Below are 15,815 nucleotides of genomic sequence, written 5' to 3'. Positions count from 1 at the left end.
CTTGAAGGGAATCGGGCTTTTTCGTCTTTGCTTCGGATCGTGCCGGAAAAGAAGCTCCCGGCGTCGAGGAAATCCGGCTTACAACGCGGCAGCCGGCACGCGCAGCGTCTTGAGCGCTCCGCTCCAAGCCACGACCTGGTCGAGCATTCCGTTTACGTTGACCAGATGCAGATCGGCCGGTTTGAAGACCGAACCGTTCTCGAAGTCGGTGAACAGCGAAAGTGCCGGATGAACGCGGACGTCGGCTACGGACAGCTCGCCCAGAATGCCGCGCAGATGTTCGGCCGCACGCGCTCCGCCTACCGATCCGTAGCTGACGATGCCGGCCGCTTTGTTGTTCCAGGCTTCACGGGCATAATCCAGGGCGTTCTTGAGCGACGCCGAAATGCTGTGATTGTACTCTTGGACGACGAATACGAATCCGTCCAGCTCGGCCAGCTTCGTATTCCATGCGGTCGCTTGTTCGGACGCATCGGCTTCACCCAACAGCGGCAGATGATAGTCCGCAATATCGACGATTTGATAATGGGCATCTCCGCGTTCGTCCGCGATCCGTTTTACCCATTCGCCGACCTGCGGGCTCAGACGCCCTTGACGCGTACTTCCGAGAATAATGCCGATGTTCAACTTTTCCATGATTGATTCCTCCGTTTATGTTAATAATTTAAGTTACTAACTTTTTGTTATAAAAGAATCATAGCACAGCTTTTTCGCCTTCGCAATACTTTTTACTTACTTTTTTACACAAGTATATTTTAATAAAGTGTATGTCTGTTTAAATGCAAAAAACCGGACAAGACCCTGTGGGTCTGTCCGGTTCGGAGAATTATAGAAATCCGTTCAGGCACTGCGCAGAGCCTCGTGCTGCATGGGTATAAATCTCCGGCTGATCGCAGGGATTGCCTAAGCGTCCAATCGGAAACGTTCCAGTTCCCGCTGCATTTCTTCGCGTACCTGAAGCAGCTCTTTGACCTTCCCGCCAATCTCCTCGAACGAACGCTTCTGCTCATCCGTGGAGGCGGTGATCTCCTCGCTGCCCGCCGCCGATTGTTCGGTGACCGCGCTGATATTCTCGACCGCCTGCTGTACCTGCATACTCAAGCGGCGCGATTCTTGCATATCTTCCGACAGCTTGCCGACGCTGCCCGCGATCTGGCGAACCTTGCCGCTGATCGCTCCAAACGATTGTTCCGTCGTCGCGGAAGCTTCTTCCTGCTGGCGGAACAGATCGAGGCTTTGCTTGACCGATCCTTTGACTCGGGTCATGGAAGCGGCAATGTCTTCGACCGCCGCGAAGATTTCGCGGGCTGCGGAATCCGACTGGTCCGCCAGTTTGTTCACTTCGCCGGCAACGACGGCGAAGCCTTTGCCCGCTTCGCCCGCGCGTGCCGCCTCGATCGAAGCGTTCAGCGAGAGCAGGGTAGTCTGCTTGGCGATCTGCGTGACATGTTCCGTCATCGTGGCAATCCGTTCGGCACTGGTCTCCAGTTCCCGCACCGTCTGTTCGACTTCTCCCATCGCGGAACGGTTCACGCTCGTGATGCGCAGCTGCTCGCGCATCACCGCTTCGCCGTGTTCGACGAAACTCAGCGCTTCTTCCGTCGCGGAAGAAGATTGCACCGTTTCTTCCAGATTGGCTTCGAAATTGCGCTGCATCCCATCGACCACTTCTACCGTGTGCCCGAGATCTTCCGCGATACGCTGGCTGCCGATCGCAAGTTCTTCCGTCGACGTCGCAACCTGCGACACGATCTCCTGCATCTTGTCGTTTTGTCCGTCGAGTTCTTCGGCAACCCGGTCCAGCACGCTGCCGCTGCTCTCGATCGAACGTACGATTCCCCGCAGATTGTCGACCATGGTGCCGAACGCATTGTTCAATTCATCCAGCTCGTCGCGTCCTTTGGCCTGCTCCAGATGAAGGCTCAGATCGCCGTCCGCGATTCGTACGGCCGCATCTTTCATCGTCCGGATCCGCCGGGCAAGTCTGCGGGCGAAATAGGCGTTAAACCATCCGAGCGCGATCAGCAGCAGGACGGATCCTGCCAGAGCGATATGCCAGGTCAGCTCGATACTGGAAGTCAACTTGGCCGTATAGAGGTCGTAACGTTCCTTGGTCAGGATATCCAGACGATACGCGTCGTTCTGGATTCCCTGGATGCGCGCAGCCTGGCGTTTGGCTTCCGGGCTGTCCTGGCTTTCGATCGCCTGGGTCGATTCGGTCGACAGCTCCGTGAACTTTCCGCTGATGGAAGTCAGCCAGTCCATCTGTTCCTGGCTGTCGAGACTGGTCTCTTCACTGTCGGTCAGCAGGGCGAGTGTGGCTCCGACCGTCTCCAGATGCGAAGTCACCTCCGCCTTGTTGCTTTCGGTCATCGAGAACGAATAGCCGTCGAGCGACTGGCTCAGCCCGCTCAGATCCGCGTTCAACTGCTGGACATTCATCATATCCGGTACAAGCGTACGGTTCTGCGAATTCATCTGGAGCAGCTGTACGATGATATAGGCGACAAGCGCCAACGAAGCCACGAGCGAGATCATGGCGTTTAACAGCAGTTTACCCTGCAATTTCATACACTTTACCTCCGTCCGGTTTTAGGGAAGCTGAATAGCGATCTTGCCGGAGATCAACGCTTCTTTCAATTCGTCGATTTTCTCCTGCTGCTGCGGCGTGAGGTTGGCGACGCGGATCGGCGCGATGCCTACGCCTTCTTCTTTCAAGCCGAACACCATATCTTTTTGAGGAAAAGATCCCCCGTTCTCGTTGAACGTGCCGACCGCTTTGAAGATCGCCGTATCGACATTTTTCACCATGGAAGTGACAATCGCTTTTTCCGCGATAAAGAACTGGTCGGCGTCGACTCCGATCGCATAATGCCCCTGACGCTCGGCTTCCTGCAGGGCGCCGACCCCGGTCAATCCGGCAGCCGTATAAATCACGTCGATCGCGTCGTCTTTCATCATCGAGGAAGCGATCGAAGCGCCGAGATCGGAATCCCCGAAGTCGCCGGCGTACGTCGATTTCACCTGCGCCGCGGGATTGGCCGCTTTGACCCCCTGCTCGTAGCCGGCCTGGAATTTCTTCAGCAGATCGGATTCGACGCCTCCCAGAAATCCGACCCGGTTGCTCTTTGTCGTCATTCCCGCCACAACGCCCGCCAGATAACTGCCTTCTTCTTCCTTAAACGTAATCGAAGCGACATTCGGCAGCTCCGATTTGTCGTCGACGATCAGAAACTGCTTCTCCGGATGCGCTTTGGCGGCGGCTTCCAGACTTTCCTTGACCATGTATCCGAGCCCGATAATCAGATCGTTGTCTTTTTCGATCAGCTGCTTGAAGGCTTCGTCATAGCTTCCCGCTTGATCGAGTTCCCTGTAGTCGAACAAGATTCCGTCTTCGTCGCGCGATTTGGCCAGCCCGCGAAAAGCCGCATCGCTGTAAGACTGATCGCCCAGACCCACATCGGAGAGCACAACCCCGACTTCCGGTCGTTCCGCGGCGCCTGCCGTAGGAGTCTGCTGTGAACCGCATCCCGCGATCAGCAGCGAAGCCAGTGCGGGAATCCAAACCAGGAGCTTGGCTTTTGTCATTTTCTGCATCTTTGCACCCCACTCTATTTGTCTGAACATCCATTACATTTATCGCCCGATTTAGGCTGAGTTGTTAGAGCAAACGTACTATTTTGTGTAGTTATGTATAACATAGCGCAAAAAAGGATTTAAAAACGGTTCGAGAAACCGATATATCTGAAAGCCGCCTTTCATTAAAATTTTGCATCTTACCTACAATCGGACAATTTCCGATATAATAATGAGCGTAGAGTCACTTGCCCTCTATTCTTAAATAGGGAAGACTTAAAAGATTGACCATTGGGATTCGGAACAGAAAAGAGGGCTTGGACATTGGATATTTTGAAACGCAATCATGTTACCGTACTGGGCAGCGGAGATCGTACGATGGTATTCGGACACGGTTTCGGATGCGACCAGGAAATGTGGAGGCTGGTTGCCCCGCGTTTTGCCGGCCGCTTCCGCGTTGTGCTGTTCGATTACGTCGGCTCCGGACGTTCAGCGCTCGATCAATACGATCCGGCCAAGTATGCCCATCTTAACGGTTACGCCAGCGACCTGCTGGATGTCATGGATGCGCTGCAGTTGAAGGACGCCGTATTTGTAGGCCATTCGGTCAGCAGCATGATCGGCGCGCTGGCTTCGATTCGGCGGCCCGATTATTTCAGCCGGATTATCATGGTCGGCCCTTCGCCCCGCTATCTGAACGATCTGCCGGACTATTACGGAGGGTTCGACCGCGAGGATATCGACGAACTGCTCGAGATGATGCAGCTCAATTTCAGCGGCTGGGCAAGCTATATGGCTCCGGCCGCTATGAAAAACACCGAACGGGCCGAACTGGCGAAAGAACTCGAGCGGCAGTTCGCTTCGCGCGATCCCCGTATCGCCCGACAGTTCGCCGAAGTGACTTTTTACTGCGACTGCCGCGATATCCTGTCCGAAGTTACGGTACCCACGCTGATTCTTCAGTGCTCCGAGGACAGTATCGCTCCGATTGAAGTCGGCGACTTCCTGCACCGCAACCTGCACGACAGCACGCTTAACCGGATGACGGCCAAAGGCCACTATCCGCAGTTAAGCCAGCCCGACGAGACATTTTCGCTGATCGCCGAATACTTAACCGTTCTCTAAGCAGACGGAAGAAAGGCAGCCTTCACATGGATAACCAACTGGACCGTGCGCCCGGCGGATATTTTTCGTTCTCCGAATCGGGATTCGTGCGGTCGGCCAATCGGACATTTCTTGACATGCTCGGTCTGCGCGAAGATACGGCGCTGATCGGACAGCATATCGAATCGGTCATGTCCGTAACCAACAAAATGTTTTTTCATACGTATTTTTATCCGCATATCCAGCTTTACGGCCATGTGGACGAGGTGTATTTCTCTTTCCGTACGGCGGACAAACAAAATGTCCCTGTCCTGCTTAACGGCCTGCGCCAGGAAAGGGACGGCGAAATCTCAATCGATTGCGTGGCTCTCCTGATGCGCAAAAGACTTGCATACGAAAAAACCGCCCTGCGCAGCAAACGCGAACTTGAAGAATTATATAAAGAAACACGCGAAATGAACGGTCAACTGCAGCTGCTTCATGCCGAATACGAGCAGAAACAGCTGGAATTGATCGAGATGAACCGCCGACTGGAGACTCTGGCTTCCACCGATCCGCTGACGGGTCTATACAACCGGCGCTTTTTCCAGGAACGTCTGCGTAAGGAGCGGATCTCTTGTTCGGATAACGGTTCCCGGCTGTCGCTGCTGATTGTGGATATCGATCATTTCAAGAAAATCAACGATACGTACGGCCACCCGGCCGGAGATTTCGTCCTGACCGGGCTGGCCCGCCTGCTGCGCGAAGAAGCGGGATCTTCGGGTATCTGCGCCCGGTTCGGCGGCGAAGAATTCGTCGTGCTGCTGCCCGGCTTGGACCGCTCCGCGGCCGCCGCCGCCGCGGAACGTATCCGGGGCGCGATCGAAGCCGCAACTCACGGTTCCCACCGGGTCACCGTGAGTATCGGTGTCGAGACGTCCGCGGACGATTCCACCGAAGAATCGCTGCTGCACAGGGCCGATCTCGCTTTGTACGCTTCCAAAACCGGAGGCCGCAACCGGGTTACGCATGCGCAGGACCTATCGGGCAGCTGACAGGCCATTATCGATCCTGCATATGCGGCTGCCATGAAGCGGCGGCGCCGCACGCTTTTGTCATCGAAAGAAAGTTGAGCCATGCGCGAACAACCCGAAGCGGCACAAGTCCTGAAACTCCGTTACCTAGACCCCCGCCGAGGAGTCGGCTTCGAATTTTATCCGGTCCGAAACGGCGAACGGGCTGCGGGAATCCGGCCTGTTTTTCCGCATGAAATCAACGCCTCAAGCCTATTGGATTGAACGCGACGGCGGCTCGCTGAAGCTGTATCGATTCGACGAGAGCGAAAGTTTCGAAGAATGGTGCGAAGCGAATATCGGCGTGGGCCTAGACCTGCCAAGCGAAGACGAATGGGAGTATCTGTACGGCGCAGGCTGCCGGACGCTGTTCCCTTGGGGCAGCGAGATCGGTCCGTCCATGCGGCCGAGGCACTTGTCTCCGGATTTACCGGCAAAGGCAAAGACGGCGGATTGTCAGGCTGTAACCTCCCATTCACGGCTTACCGGCAAAAAGCCCGTCCGAACTTCGCGCCATGCGAAGTTCGGACGGGCTTTCTTATTCGGTATTCCACACTCGTCAAACGAAGTCGGACTTAATTCCGGGATTCCACAGCGGTAATGTCCGGCTGTCTGCCCGCTTCTTCGTCGCGCGCGGTACCCAGTTCTTGTTCGTTTTGGTGAAGTTCCTTGAGCATGTTCCGGTAAATATGGGCTTCTTGGCGGTTCAAGCCATCGCGGTTCTCTTTCAGGATCCAGGTCCCGACGGTCTTCTTCAGAATCTCGCTTTTGCGTTCCAATACTTCCGTATAACTCAATGTTCTTCATCCTTTCCAATCGTGGATTTCCGACGCCGAATGCCCGTGATTGGTTCCATCCGGCGTAATGTTTATCATTATACGGGAAAACAAAGACAGCCCCAATACGGCTCTCCCGGTCTCATCCCGATAGAGTTCCACTGAGCCGGGAACAGAAAAGCCCAGCCGAACCCATTCGTAAAAGTCCGGCCAGATGCTCCTGATAACGGACAAAAGCACCGCTCTTCCCTAAATCGCATTTTGAAATCCCGGCTCCCGCTCCTGTCACCGCTGCCGTACCGACACCGGTCAAAGCCGGGCATGCCGCCTCGCATTGGTCTTACGCCGCGGATACCGGTCCCGAGCATTGGGCCGAACTGGGGAGCGAATTCGAGACCTGCAAGATCGGCCAAGCCCAATCCCCGATCAACATCGACCATACCCAAATCGTCAAATCGGGCGACATCAAGCCGATCGAACCCCATTACGCCAAGCTCGAGAACGCGACAATGGTCGATAACGGACACACCATTCAGGTCAATGCCGCGGACAAAGATTCCTACATAATGCTCGACGGAGAAAAATATACGCTGCTGCAGTTCCATTTCCATCATCCGAGCGAACATCAGACCGACGGAAAAAATGCGGAAATGGAACTTCACCTCGTTCACGAAAATGCCAAAGGAGAAAAAGCCGTCGTCGGCGTACTGATTCATCCGGGGGCATCCAATCCGGTCATCGAACAGCTCTGGTCGCATCTGCCCGATCCGGCAAATACGGACGGCGAGACGCTGGACACGCCGATCGACCTCCTTGCCCTGCTGCCGCAAAATTTGCATGCCGTTCATTACGACGGTTCCCTGACTACGCCGCCTTGTTCGGAACATGTGAACTGGAGTGTGCTTGAAGAACCGATTACCCTATCGCAGGCGCAGATCGACCTGTTCGCACAGCGCTTCCCCGATAATCACCGCCCGGTTCAGGATCTGGGCAAGCGGGCTTTGAACGGCGACGGCTGACCCGGGCAATCCGGTTCAGAATCCGCAAGAATAAGCTTATCGCTGTACGCAGTCGAGAAAAAGCCCAAAAAACCGGAGCCGCCAAGGAACGCGGGCCGGTTTTTTGGGCTGCTTGAGATTTGGAGAAGAGCAAATCCGGAGTCATTCGTTCTACGCAAGCTCCCGCATCATTTTTAACAGCTGCCGGGTCGTATTGACGTTGCGTACAGTCATCCGTGCGTACAGCTTGGAGCCGATCAGCTTGTTCATCCCGCTGCGGCCGGCATTCGCCCGGTCTACCGCGAACAATACCGCACGCGGCGCAAACAGCAGAGTGCCTACGCCCGGAGTCAAAGGAAGCTCCCCCGGAACAGCGGCCTGGTCCACTTCGTCCCAGAGAAAGAAGACGTCGCTTTTCATCTCGTCGCCGTTGCTCCAATGCTCCGGCAGCACGGCGAAGATCGCTTCCATCTCCTCCAGGCTGCGGACGAGCACTCGGATATCCAGTCCGAATTCGGCTTCGATCGCGCCTTCCAGAACGCCCGCAAGTTCTGTCCGGGGCAGATTTTCGTTTACGAATACGATATTGCCCGAATTGATATAAGTCTTGACCCGTTCCATACCGACTTGTTCAAAAGCAGTCTTGAGCCTTTTCATATCCACTTTGTTGTTGCCGCCTACATTGATTCCCCGCAGCAGTGCCACATAGATCACCGATCTTCTCTCCTTTGGCTTCAGTATGCAGTCGGAATATCGCGTTTTATTTCAAAGGAACCTGTTTCGCCAGCTGCTCGAACTTCTGCAGATGCGGAGCGACCTGAGCCGTCATCTTCTGCAGGTATTTGACCGAAGCCAGACGTTCGCGTTCTTTGGCTGCCGAGTCTTCCGGGAAAATGGAATAGCTGCGGGTCACCGAACCTTTTTTGTACGACGCGCTGAACAGACTTCCTTTTTTCCAGGACGAAGTCAGATTTTCCCGGCTTCCCATCACGTTCAGACTCATTACGTCCCCCCGATAAGTGAAGCTGTACTCGGGATCGGCTTCGGCGTGAATCACTTCGTAACCCGGGCTCAAGATATTATTGGCAAAAACGCCCGTGCGGATCTTGTTCGAAATCACGCGTCCGTTTTCATCAAACCGTTTCTCCGTCCATACGCCCTGGCCGCTCATCCGGTCATTGGCCCAGGAACCGGTATACACGATTTTGTACCGGTATCCCGTGTCCGCTTCTTTGTATTCGTTGATATATTTGCCTGTTCCCGAACGCTTCCCGTCGGCAAACTCGCCGGAGTACGTCTTGCTCCCCGGCCATTTGGCGGTTCCCCGACCATCCGGCAGGCCGTTCTCGACCTGGCCGTAATAGGTGCCTCCTCCGGCTAGCGCGAGCGCCTGTTTGGCCTGCGCCGCATGCGCGGAAGGGGCTGCGAAGCTCCCCATACCTGTAAGGGTAAGTCCGAAGACGAGGGCAGCGGGAAGTAGAATACGTTTTTTCATCTGTAAAATCCCCTTTGAATTAAGAGTTTGTACGTGGTTCAGCATCCCTTACCAGCATAGACGATACAAAAAGCGTCTGCCACTCGGTTTATCCGGCATCCGCCGGCATGACGACACGCGCCTGGTCGATTTTCCAGCCGTTTTTGCAAATCTTCTCTATTTTATCGGGAGCGCGGTAAGAGTTCGATCGGCGAAACGAACCTGTATCTTCCGGGTCTCAAATCCGAACAGTCCTCCGTCTCCTCAATCGAAAGCCCTTTTTTTTAATTTTTTGAGCCGATACGCATTTTTATTCGCTTGACACTTCCGCTCAATCCGTTCTTCTTTTTCCGGCTGTCCTGGCTCATCTTTTTTTGGTTCCCTTTTATCCTTATTGGGCTTATTTTTTGAATTATGGTCCCGGTTTTTTCGGCTGTTATATTTCCGTTAGCATTAATTTCCGATTTATTAGTTCTTATTTAGCTTAAATGGTCTTTAAAAAAAGCTGATTCCGGAGTAAAGACTGTGATTGCTCAAAAAATCGTTATTGTAATTCTGAATTTTAAATGCTAATATTTTCGAGAATTATTATTTGAAAACCCTTACATAAAAGGAGGCACTTCATTTGAGAGCGTTCAAAAAATCGTTTGCGGCGGCATTGGCTGCCGTTACGCTGCTGGTTACGGTTATCCCGGTATCCGCAGCCGAACAGGCTCCGAGAGACTGGAACTCGCATTGGGCACGCGCCAGTATCGACAGATGGAAAACAAACAAGATCGTGCAGGGTTACGCAAACGGCGACTTTCGGCCGGATCGTCAAGTCACCCGCGCGGAACTTGTGAGTATGGTCAACCGGTTATTCGGATTCACCGCACGCTCGACTGCCCCGTTCTCCGATACTGCCGCAGAAAGCTGGTACGCCGAAGATCTGTCGATCGCCCGGCAGGCCGGCTATTACCGGGGATTCCCGGGCAATGAAGCCCGCGCGAACACGCCTCTCAGCCGGCAGGATGCCGCGGTTCTGCTGGCAGGCGTCTTCTCGCTGGAGCCTTCGAAGACCTCTTCTTCCTTTGTCGATGACAGTGAAATTTCCGCTTATGCGGCCGAATCCGTTCACGCCATGCAGGGCCTGATTACGGGTTACCCGGACGGTTCCTTCCGTCCGCACGCCTCTATTACAAGAGCGGAAGTGGTCAGCTTGTTCGACCGCCTGGTCGTCGGCTATTATGCGGAGCCGGGACGCGTATCCGGCGGAACCCTCGCCGGCGGCGCGATGGTGAACCGCAGCGGCGTAACGCTCCGCGATACGCGGATCGCGGGCAACCTGTATGTGACGCCGGGAATCGGAGAAGGCGACGCCGAATTCGAAAATCTGGTTGTCGACGGTACCGTGTACGTGGCGGGCGGCGGCGGCCGTTCGATCCATTTCAAAAATGCCAAACTGGGCCGGGTCGTCGTCGATCGGCCGGACGGCCGGGTTCGGATCTCGCTGGAAGGTTCTTCTACGGTCCAGCAGCTGTCCGTAGAGTCGCCGGCGCAGATCGATGTAGAGACCGGTTCGGTCATTGAAACGGCTCTGATCGAGCAGGGCGCCGAAGGGTCGGCGCTGAACGTTCAGGGAACGATAAAGCGTCTGGAAGTCCTCACCGCAGGGGTAACCCGCAACGGGGAGGCGCTGCGGGAAGGCGTATTTACCGCAGCTTCCGCAGAGCCTGTTCCCGCCCCTTCCCCCTCGGTTCCCGCGGCGCAGCCAAGCGGCGGAAATACCGGCAGCGGCGGCTCTCCGGGAGATACGGGCGGAGGTACGGATGAGACCCGCCTTGTTCGCCTCGCCGATCCGAATGCTTCGGCATCGGCCCGATCCCTGTTTGCCTACCTCGAAGAAAAAAGCGGCAAACAGGTCCTGTTCGGCCATCAACACGATACAACGGTGTCTTTTGCGGGCAAAGACGACAAAGGCAGCGTCATCTCGGACGTATACAGCTCTACCGGCGACTATCCGGCCGTGTTCGGCTGGGATACGCTCTCGCTGGACGGCTACGAGTCGCCTCCCGGCGTCAGCGGCGATTACGAAGCGAGCCGCCTGGGACTGACCGCAGCCATGAAACAAGCCGATAAACTGGGCGGAATCGTAACCCTGAGCACGCATCCGTACAACTTCGCGACCGGCGGAAGCTTCAACGACACCGGCAACACCCGGGGCGCCGAATCTTCCGTCGCGGCCCGGATCCTGCCCGGCGGCGACAAAAACGCCGAATTCAACGCTTATCTCGACCGGATCGCAAACTTCGCCAACCAGCTCAAAGACGATACCGGCCAGCCCATTCCCGTCTTGTTCCGTCCTTTTCATGAGCAAAACGGAGGCTGGTTCTGGTGGGGCGCCGCCACGACGACCAAAAGCGAATATATCGAGCTGTACCGCTACACCGTCGAATATCTGAGAGACGTCAAGGGTGTCCACAATTTCCTGTATGTCTTCTCCCCGAACGGATCGTTCAACGGAAACGAAGCGGAGTATCTGAAAACGTATCCGGGTGATGCGTACGTCGACATCCTCGGCATGGACCAATACGACAACAAAGACAACGCCGGTTCGGAAGGATTCTTGAACGGTCTGGTCGGCGATTTGAAGATGATTTCCAAGCTGGCCCGGTCCAAAGGCAAAATCGTCACGCTGTCGGAATACGGCTACAGCGCCGCAGGCATGAAAACAACCGGCAACAACGACAAACAGTGGTTCACCAAAGTGCTGAATGCCATCAAAGCGGATCCCGATGCTTCCCGGATCTCCTACATGCTGACCTGGGCCAACTTCGGCGAAGGCAACAATCTGTATGTGCCTTACAAGAGTGTACCGGGCAAAAGCGATCACGAGCTGCTGAACGATTTCATCGATTTCGAGCGTGATCCGTATACGGCGTTTGCAAGCGATATCCGGACGGACAACAAATACGGGCAGGTCGTGCGCTCCGCTCCGCAGGCTCCGCTGCTGCATATTGTCACGCCCAACGATATCGGAACGGTAACGGGAACGTCAGCGATTATCCGCGCCAAAACGGCGAACTTTACGCCGGACCGCGTCGTCTATACGGCAGGCGATTCCGGCACGGAAATCCCGATGACGTTGGGGCAGGACGGTTACTATTCCGCCGTGTGGAATCCGGATGCCGCTCTGAACGGCACTTCGACTTCGATTACCGTCAAAGCGTACGGAGCTTTGCCCGAGCCGCTGGTCCAGCAGCTGACGGTCTTTGTGAAGATCAAGGAACTTCCGCTGCGTACTCTTTCATTCGGCTCGGAAAGCGAGCTGGGCTCGATCCAAAGCAATGGAACGTGGTCGGGTTCGGCCGGAAACGGCTCGGCGATCCGGACCGAGTTGGGATATGCCGCACCGGACGGCGACGGCAAACTCGCCGTGCGCGTGCTGGAAGGCCTGACGGCTGGCGACACCTGGCAGGAATTGAAGCTGCAGCTGACTCCCGAGGGCCTGGAAGGCATCCGGCTGGCGGAAGTCGGGAAAGTGAAATTCAGGGCCTGGATTCCCGCAGCGGCGCAAAACGACACCGGAACGGCCGCCGTACGCGGAATCGTGCAGCTGCCGGATGACTGGGACAACAAGTACGGCATGGACAGCACTTACCGGGCTTTGTCCGATCTGCCGACCGTTACGCTCGGCGGCGCCGCGTATTACCGATTCGACGCTTCGATCGAATTGAACGATACTTCGAAGACGGCAGCGGCTTCGGGTCTCGCTCTTTCGATCGTTGGCAGCGGCTTCGTGCAATCCGGCGAGCTGCCGATTTATATCGACGACATCGGTCTGTACCGGACCTATGCCGAACCGGCAGCGGATAAGGCCCGGGTCGACGATTTCGAATCTTACGGCTCCAGCGACGACGCTCTGTCCGCCAAATATCCCAAAGCGGGCGGCGACGATATTTCCGTCTCGCTCAGCCCGGACCGCAAAGCTGCGGGCAGCCAAGGCATGAAACTGGATTATAAACTGAACAATGCCGGTTATACGGGCGTAGGCAAAAGCCTCGGCGTGCTTGATTGGTCGGATTATAACGGCCTCGGTCTGTGGATTGCATCGGACGGCGCCGAAGGATATGCCCGGCAAGGGCAGCCGCTGAAACTGGTCGTGCAGCTGGTGATCGACGGCGGTTATTTCGAAGCTTATCCGACCGTTATTCCCGGGCAAAACGGGCATGTGGTCATCCCTCTCAAAGATCTGGCCGAAATGAGCTGGGGCAAGCCGGGGCCTCTAACCCCGGAAAGACTGCGCCAGGTCCAGAATTTCAATCTGTACGTGAATGCCATGGACGGCGCGGCGCATGAAGGAACGCTTTATTTTGACGATATCCGCGCTCTTTACGATCCTTCGCTGCCCGATCTCGCCGATGGCGGCGGCGGACAGCCGGATGCGCATGCTCCCGGCCTTCTGTACGGATTCGCTTCGGCCGAAGACCTCTCCGGCTGGAACATCTCCGACGGAGCCAGCGCCCAGGCGCAGCCTCCTGTGTTCGACGAGACCGAACAGGCGCTGAGTACGACGTTTGACCTGGCCAACACCGGACAGGATGCGAACGGAAACTTCAACGAATCGTTCGAGCTGGCCGTAAACCCGGAACGCTTGAATATCGACGGGCTGGGAACACTGTCCGCCAGCGTGAAACTGTCCGAAGGCAGCGCGAAAGCCCGGCTGTTCATTAAGACCGGAGATGCCTGGACCTGGTCCGACAGCGGCGCTTCCGTGTCCGTCGATTCCTCCGGCTATACGCAGCTTACCCTGGCGCTGCCGGCTGCGGCGGGTTCGCCGGGCGTCGACCTCTCCAAGGTCAAAACGGTCGGGATCAAGATCGAAGATCCGAGCGGCACGGGAACTTCCCGGCTGCTGCTGAAATCCGTCGAACTGCATGAAGACGAGCCTCCTATTTGAACGAAAGACGAGCCGCACCACCCGTAAATGGATGAAGCAGCCGCCAACAAGATGCAGATAAAAGAAGTCAAAAAAACAGCCCGCAGCGGACGCGGGCTGTTTTTTGACTTTTACTTTTATTTTGTATTTCTTTTTCACTTTCCATTTTGGGTATGATACGGTTTCTTTCCGGGCTTAAGCCGGTACTTGATCGCTCGAAATCCGGGCACGGTTCGCCGGGACCGCGTCGATCCGGCCGGCCGAGGTTTCGTCGGAATCCGCCACCAGTTCGTTCAGTCCCACGATCAATTCTTCCAGCTCCCGGAAGCTGGCAACCATCTGACGGGTCAGCTCGCGCTGCTGCTCCATGCCTGCCAGAATTTCCTGCGAAGCGGCGCTGGACTGCTCCGTCAGACTGGAGATTTCCGTCACTTCGCCCACGACCCGGCTGGAAGAATCCCGCATGGTCACGGAACTGCTCTGCATATTCGAAGCCTGCGTCAGCACTTCGCGCGAACTGTCGTTGATCGTCCGGAAAGCTTCTTCCGCCGTCCGGACCCCTTCTCGCCCTTCTTCAAGCGAAGCCTGCATCTGATCGAAACGTTGGGTCAGCTCGCGAGTACGGCCCTGGAGCGTAGCGAGAATCGCGCCGATGTCCGTCGCCGACTGCCCCGAGTGTTCGGCCAGTTTGCGTACCTCGTCCGATACGACCGCAAAGCCTTTGCCATGTTCGCCGGCCCGGGCCGCTTCGATCGCGGCGTTCAGAGCCAGCAGATTCGTCTGACGGGCGATATCGGAAATGCCGTTCAGGATCGTCGTCATGGACTCGCTTTCCTTGTTGAAGTTCTGCATGTCTTCGGCTGTCGTCGTCATCGCCGCATACAGATCGTCCATCTGCGTATTCAGCAGATCCATTTTCGAACTGCCGACTTCCGTGCTTCCGGCCATATCCGCCGAAATGCCTTTCATCTGCTGCGAATACGAAGCCACATCCTGAATATGGCTGTCCGTAACGGCCAGCGATTCGGAAATTTCGGCCACGTTGGCCGCCTGCAGCTCTACGCCGCGCGCCACTTCGCCGAAACCGATCGTGATTTCGTCGGAGACCGAAACGGTATCGTGGACTTTGCGTTTCAATTCTTCGGTGAATCCGGTCAATCCTTCCACCGACTCGCGGACCCGGTTCAGCATGGCCTCGACGCGAACCTGCGACTGTTCCACTTCTTCCCGGCGCTTCTCGCTGCTTAGGAACAGCTTCTTGTTCACATTCGACAGCGTGATCAGAATGATCCCCGACACGGCGAACATGCTCAGGCTGACGAGATCATTGAACAAGACGGCCGCATCGGCCGCGGGCTTCACGAGCATATGCGCGCTAAAATAAACCAGCACGATCCCGAACGAAATATTGTAGTGCCTGCTGCTTGGATACAGCAGCAGCGGCAGCAGGATGAGAATTCCCTGCACAATACTGACTTGTTCGAGATTGATTACGACTGCGCTTGCGATGACCCAGACCGTAACGATCCAGGGAACGATCCGAATCCACTTTTTGAAAATATTAGCGACGGTGACCACTACCGGTACGATCAAAGAGATCAGTACGACGGTCAAAAACTCCGGTACGATAATCGCCAGCGTTGCGCTGATCGAGACGATCGCCCACATCATGTAACTCACCAATTTGTTGCGTTTCCAGAGAATAATATCTTTACGATCCATGCCCGACCCCGTCCTTTTCGTAGTTCATGATAGCGGTACAGTCCTGATGTAAAACGCTGTCGGCAACCGACAGGTCATGATCGCATACTTGTACGTACCGCTTTATAGATATCGGAATCATTAGGCAAGAGATTAAGCACTTTTCAAAATTTCGTTGATCAGTCGAACGAGCAAAAAAGAAGTCTGCATCAAATG

12 protein-coding genes are annotated in these 15,815 nt (G+C 55.7%); 5 read left to right on the top strand and 7 right to left on the bottom strand.

Annotation, left to right across the window (positions count from 1 at the left end):
- Positions 1-78: 78 nt before the first annotated feature.
- From HOP44_RS14370 to HOP44_RS14360, 3 genes are all read right to left on the bottom strand, one after another.
- Positions 79-636 (bottom strand): NADPH-dependent FMN reductase, encoded by a 558-nt coding sequence (locus HOP44_RS14370; protein WP_172254484.1) that lies wholly within the window; start codon positions 634-636, stop codon positions 79-81.
- Between the two features lie 267 nt (positions 637-903).
- Positions 904-2,571, bottom strand: coding sequence for a methyl-accepting chemotaxis protein (locus HOP44_RS14365; protein WP_172254482.1), 1,668 nt, complete (start codon positions 2,569-2,571; stop codon positions 904-906).
- A gap of 21 nt (positions 2,572-2,592) precedes the next feature.
- A complete protein-coding gene (locus HOP44_RS14360) occupies positions 2,593-3,597 on the bottom strand; it encodes a BMP family lipoprotein (RefSeq protein WP_246369826.1) in 1,005 nt (334 codons plus the stop codon).
- A 357-nt stretch (positions 3,598-3,954) separates the two neighbouring features.
- Here HOP44_RS14360 and HOP44_RS14355 point away from each other — a divergent pair, with 357 nt between their 5' ends.
- The 3 genes from HOP44_RS14355 to HOP44_RS14345 all read left to right on the top strand — a co-directional run bounded on the left by HOP44_RS14355 (position 3,955) and on the right by HOP44_RS14345 (position 6,333).
- Positions 3,955-4,701 carry an alpha/beta fold hydrolase gene (locus HOP44_RS14355; protein ID WP_172254782.1) on the top strand — a complete coding sequence of 249 codons (747 nt, stop codon included), beginning with the start codon at positions 3,955-3,957 and terminating at the stop codon, positions 4,699-4,701.
- 26 nt (positions 4,702-4,727) lie between these two features.
- On the top strand, positions 4,728-5,714 hold the full coding sequence (locus HOP44_RS14350) for a sensor domain-containing diguanylate cyclase (RefSeq protein WP_172254480.1): 987 nt from the start codon (positions 4,728-4,730) through the stop codon (positions 5,712-5,714).
- A gap of 211 nt (positions 5,715-5,925) precedes the next feature.
- Positions 5,926-6,333, top strand: coding sequence for a formylglycine-generating enzyme family protein (locus tag HOP44_RS14345; protein ID WP_172254479.1), 408 nt, complete (start codon positions 5,926-5,928; stop codon positions 6,331-6,333).
- Here HOP44_RS14345 and HOP44_RS14340 read toward each other — a convergent pair.
- The gene (locus HOP44_RS14340; protein WP_172254478.1) at positions 6,308-6,529 is read right to left on the bottom strand and encodes a hypothetical protein; all 222 of its coding nucleotides are present in this window, start codon (positions 6,527-6,529) and stop codon (positions 6,308-6,310) included. The two genes, HOP44_RS14345 and HOP44_RS14340, sit on opposite strands and share 26 nt — an antisense overlap.
- Positions 6,530-6,774: 245 nt before the next feature.
- Between HOP44_RS14340 and HOP44_RS14335 the strand changes: the two genes are divergently transcribed.
- Positions 6,775-7,527, top strand: coding sequence for a carbonic anhydrase family protein (locus HOP44_RS14335; RefSeq protein ID WP_172254780.1), 753 nt, complete (start codon positions 6,775-6,777; stop codon positions 7,525-7,527).
- Positions 7,528-7,677: 150 nt separating this feature from the next.
- Here HOP44_RS14335 and HOP44_RS14330 read toward each other — a convergent pair whose 3' ends face one another.
- Both HOP44_RS14330 and HOP44_RS14325 read right to left on the bottom strand, forming a co-directional pair.
- Positions 7,678-8,220 carry a DUF1697 domain-containing protein gene (locus tag HOP44_RS14330; RefSeq protein WP_172254477.1) on the bottom strand — a complete coding sequence of 181 codons (543 nt, stop codon included), beginning with the start codon at positions 8,218-8,220 and terminating at the stop codon, positions 7,678-7,680.
- A 46-nt stretch (positions 8,221-8,266) separates the two neighbouring features.
- Complete coding sequence (locus HOP44_RS14325; RefSeq protein ID WP_172254476.1) at positions 8,267-9,001, bottom strand: MORN repeat-containing protein; 735 nt, start codon at positions 8,999-9,001, stop codon at positions 8,267-8,269.
- Positions 9,002-9,605: 604 nt separating this feature from the next.
- Between HOP44_RS14325 and HOP44_RS14320 the strand changes: the two genes are divergently transcribed.
- Positions 9,606-13,919: a glycosyl hydrolase gene (locus HOP44_RS14320; protein ID WP_172254475.1), complete on the top strand. Its 4,314-nt coding sequence runs from the start codon at positions 9,606-9,608 to the stop codon at positions 13,917-13,919.
- A gap of 174 nt (positions 13,920-14,093) precedes the next feature.
- Here the strand turns inward: HOP44_RS14320 and HOP44_RS14315 are convergent, their stop codons facing one another.
- Positions 14,094-15,620, bottom strand: coding sequence for a methyl-accepting chemotaxis protein (locus tag HOP44_RS14315; RefSeq protein ID WP_172254474.1), 1,527 nt, complete (start codon positions 15,618-15,620; stop codon positions 14,094-14,096).
- Positions 15,621-15,815: the final 195 nt, after the last annotated feature.

This window comes from Saccharibacillus deserti (genome assembly GCF_013618475.1).
GTDB classification, from domain to species: Bacteria; Bacillota; Bacilli; order Paenibacillales; family Paenibacillaceae; genus Saccharibacillus; species Saccharibacillus deserti.
Note: the sequence above shows the minus strand (reverse complement) of the source record. Positions and strands in the feature narration are given on the sequence as shown.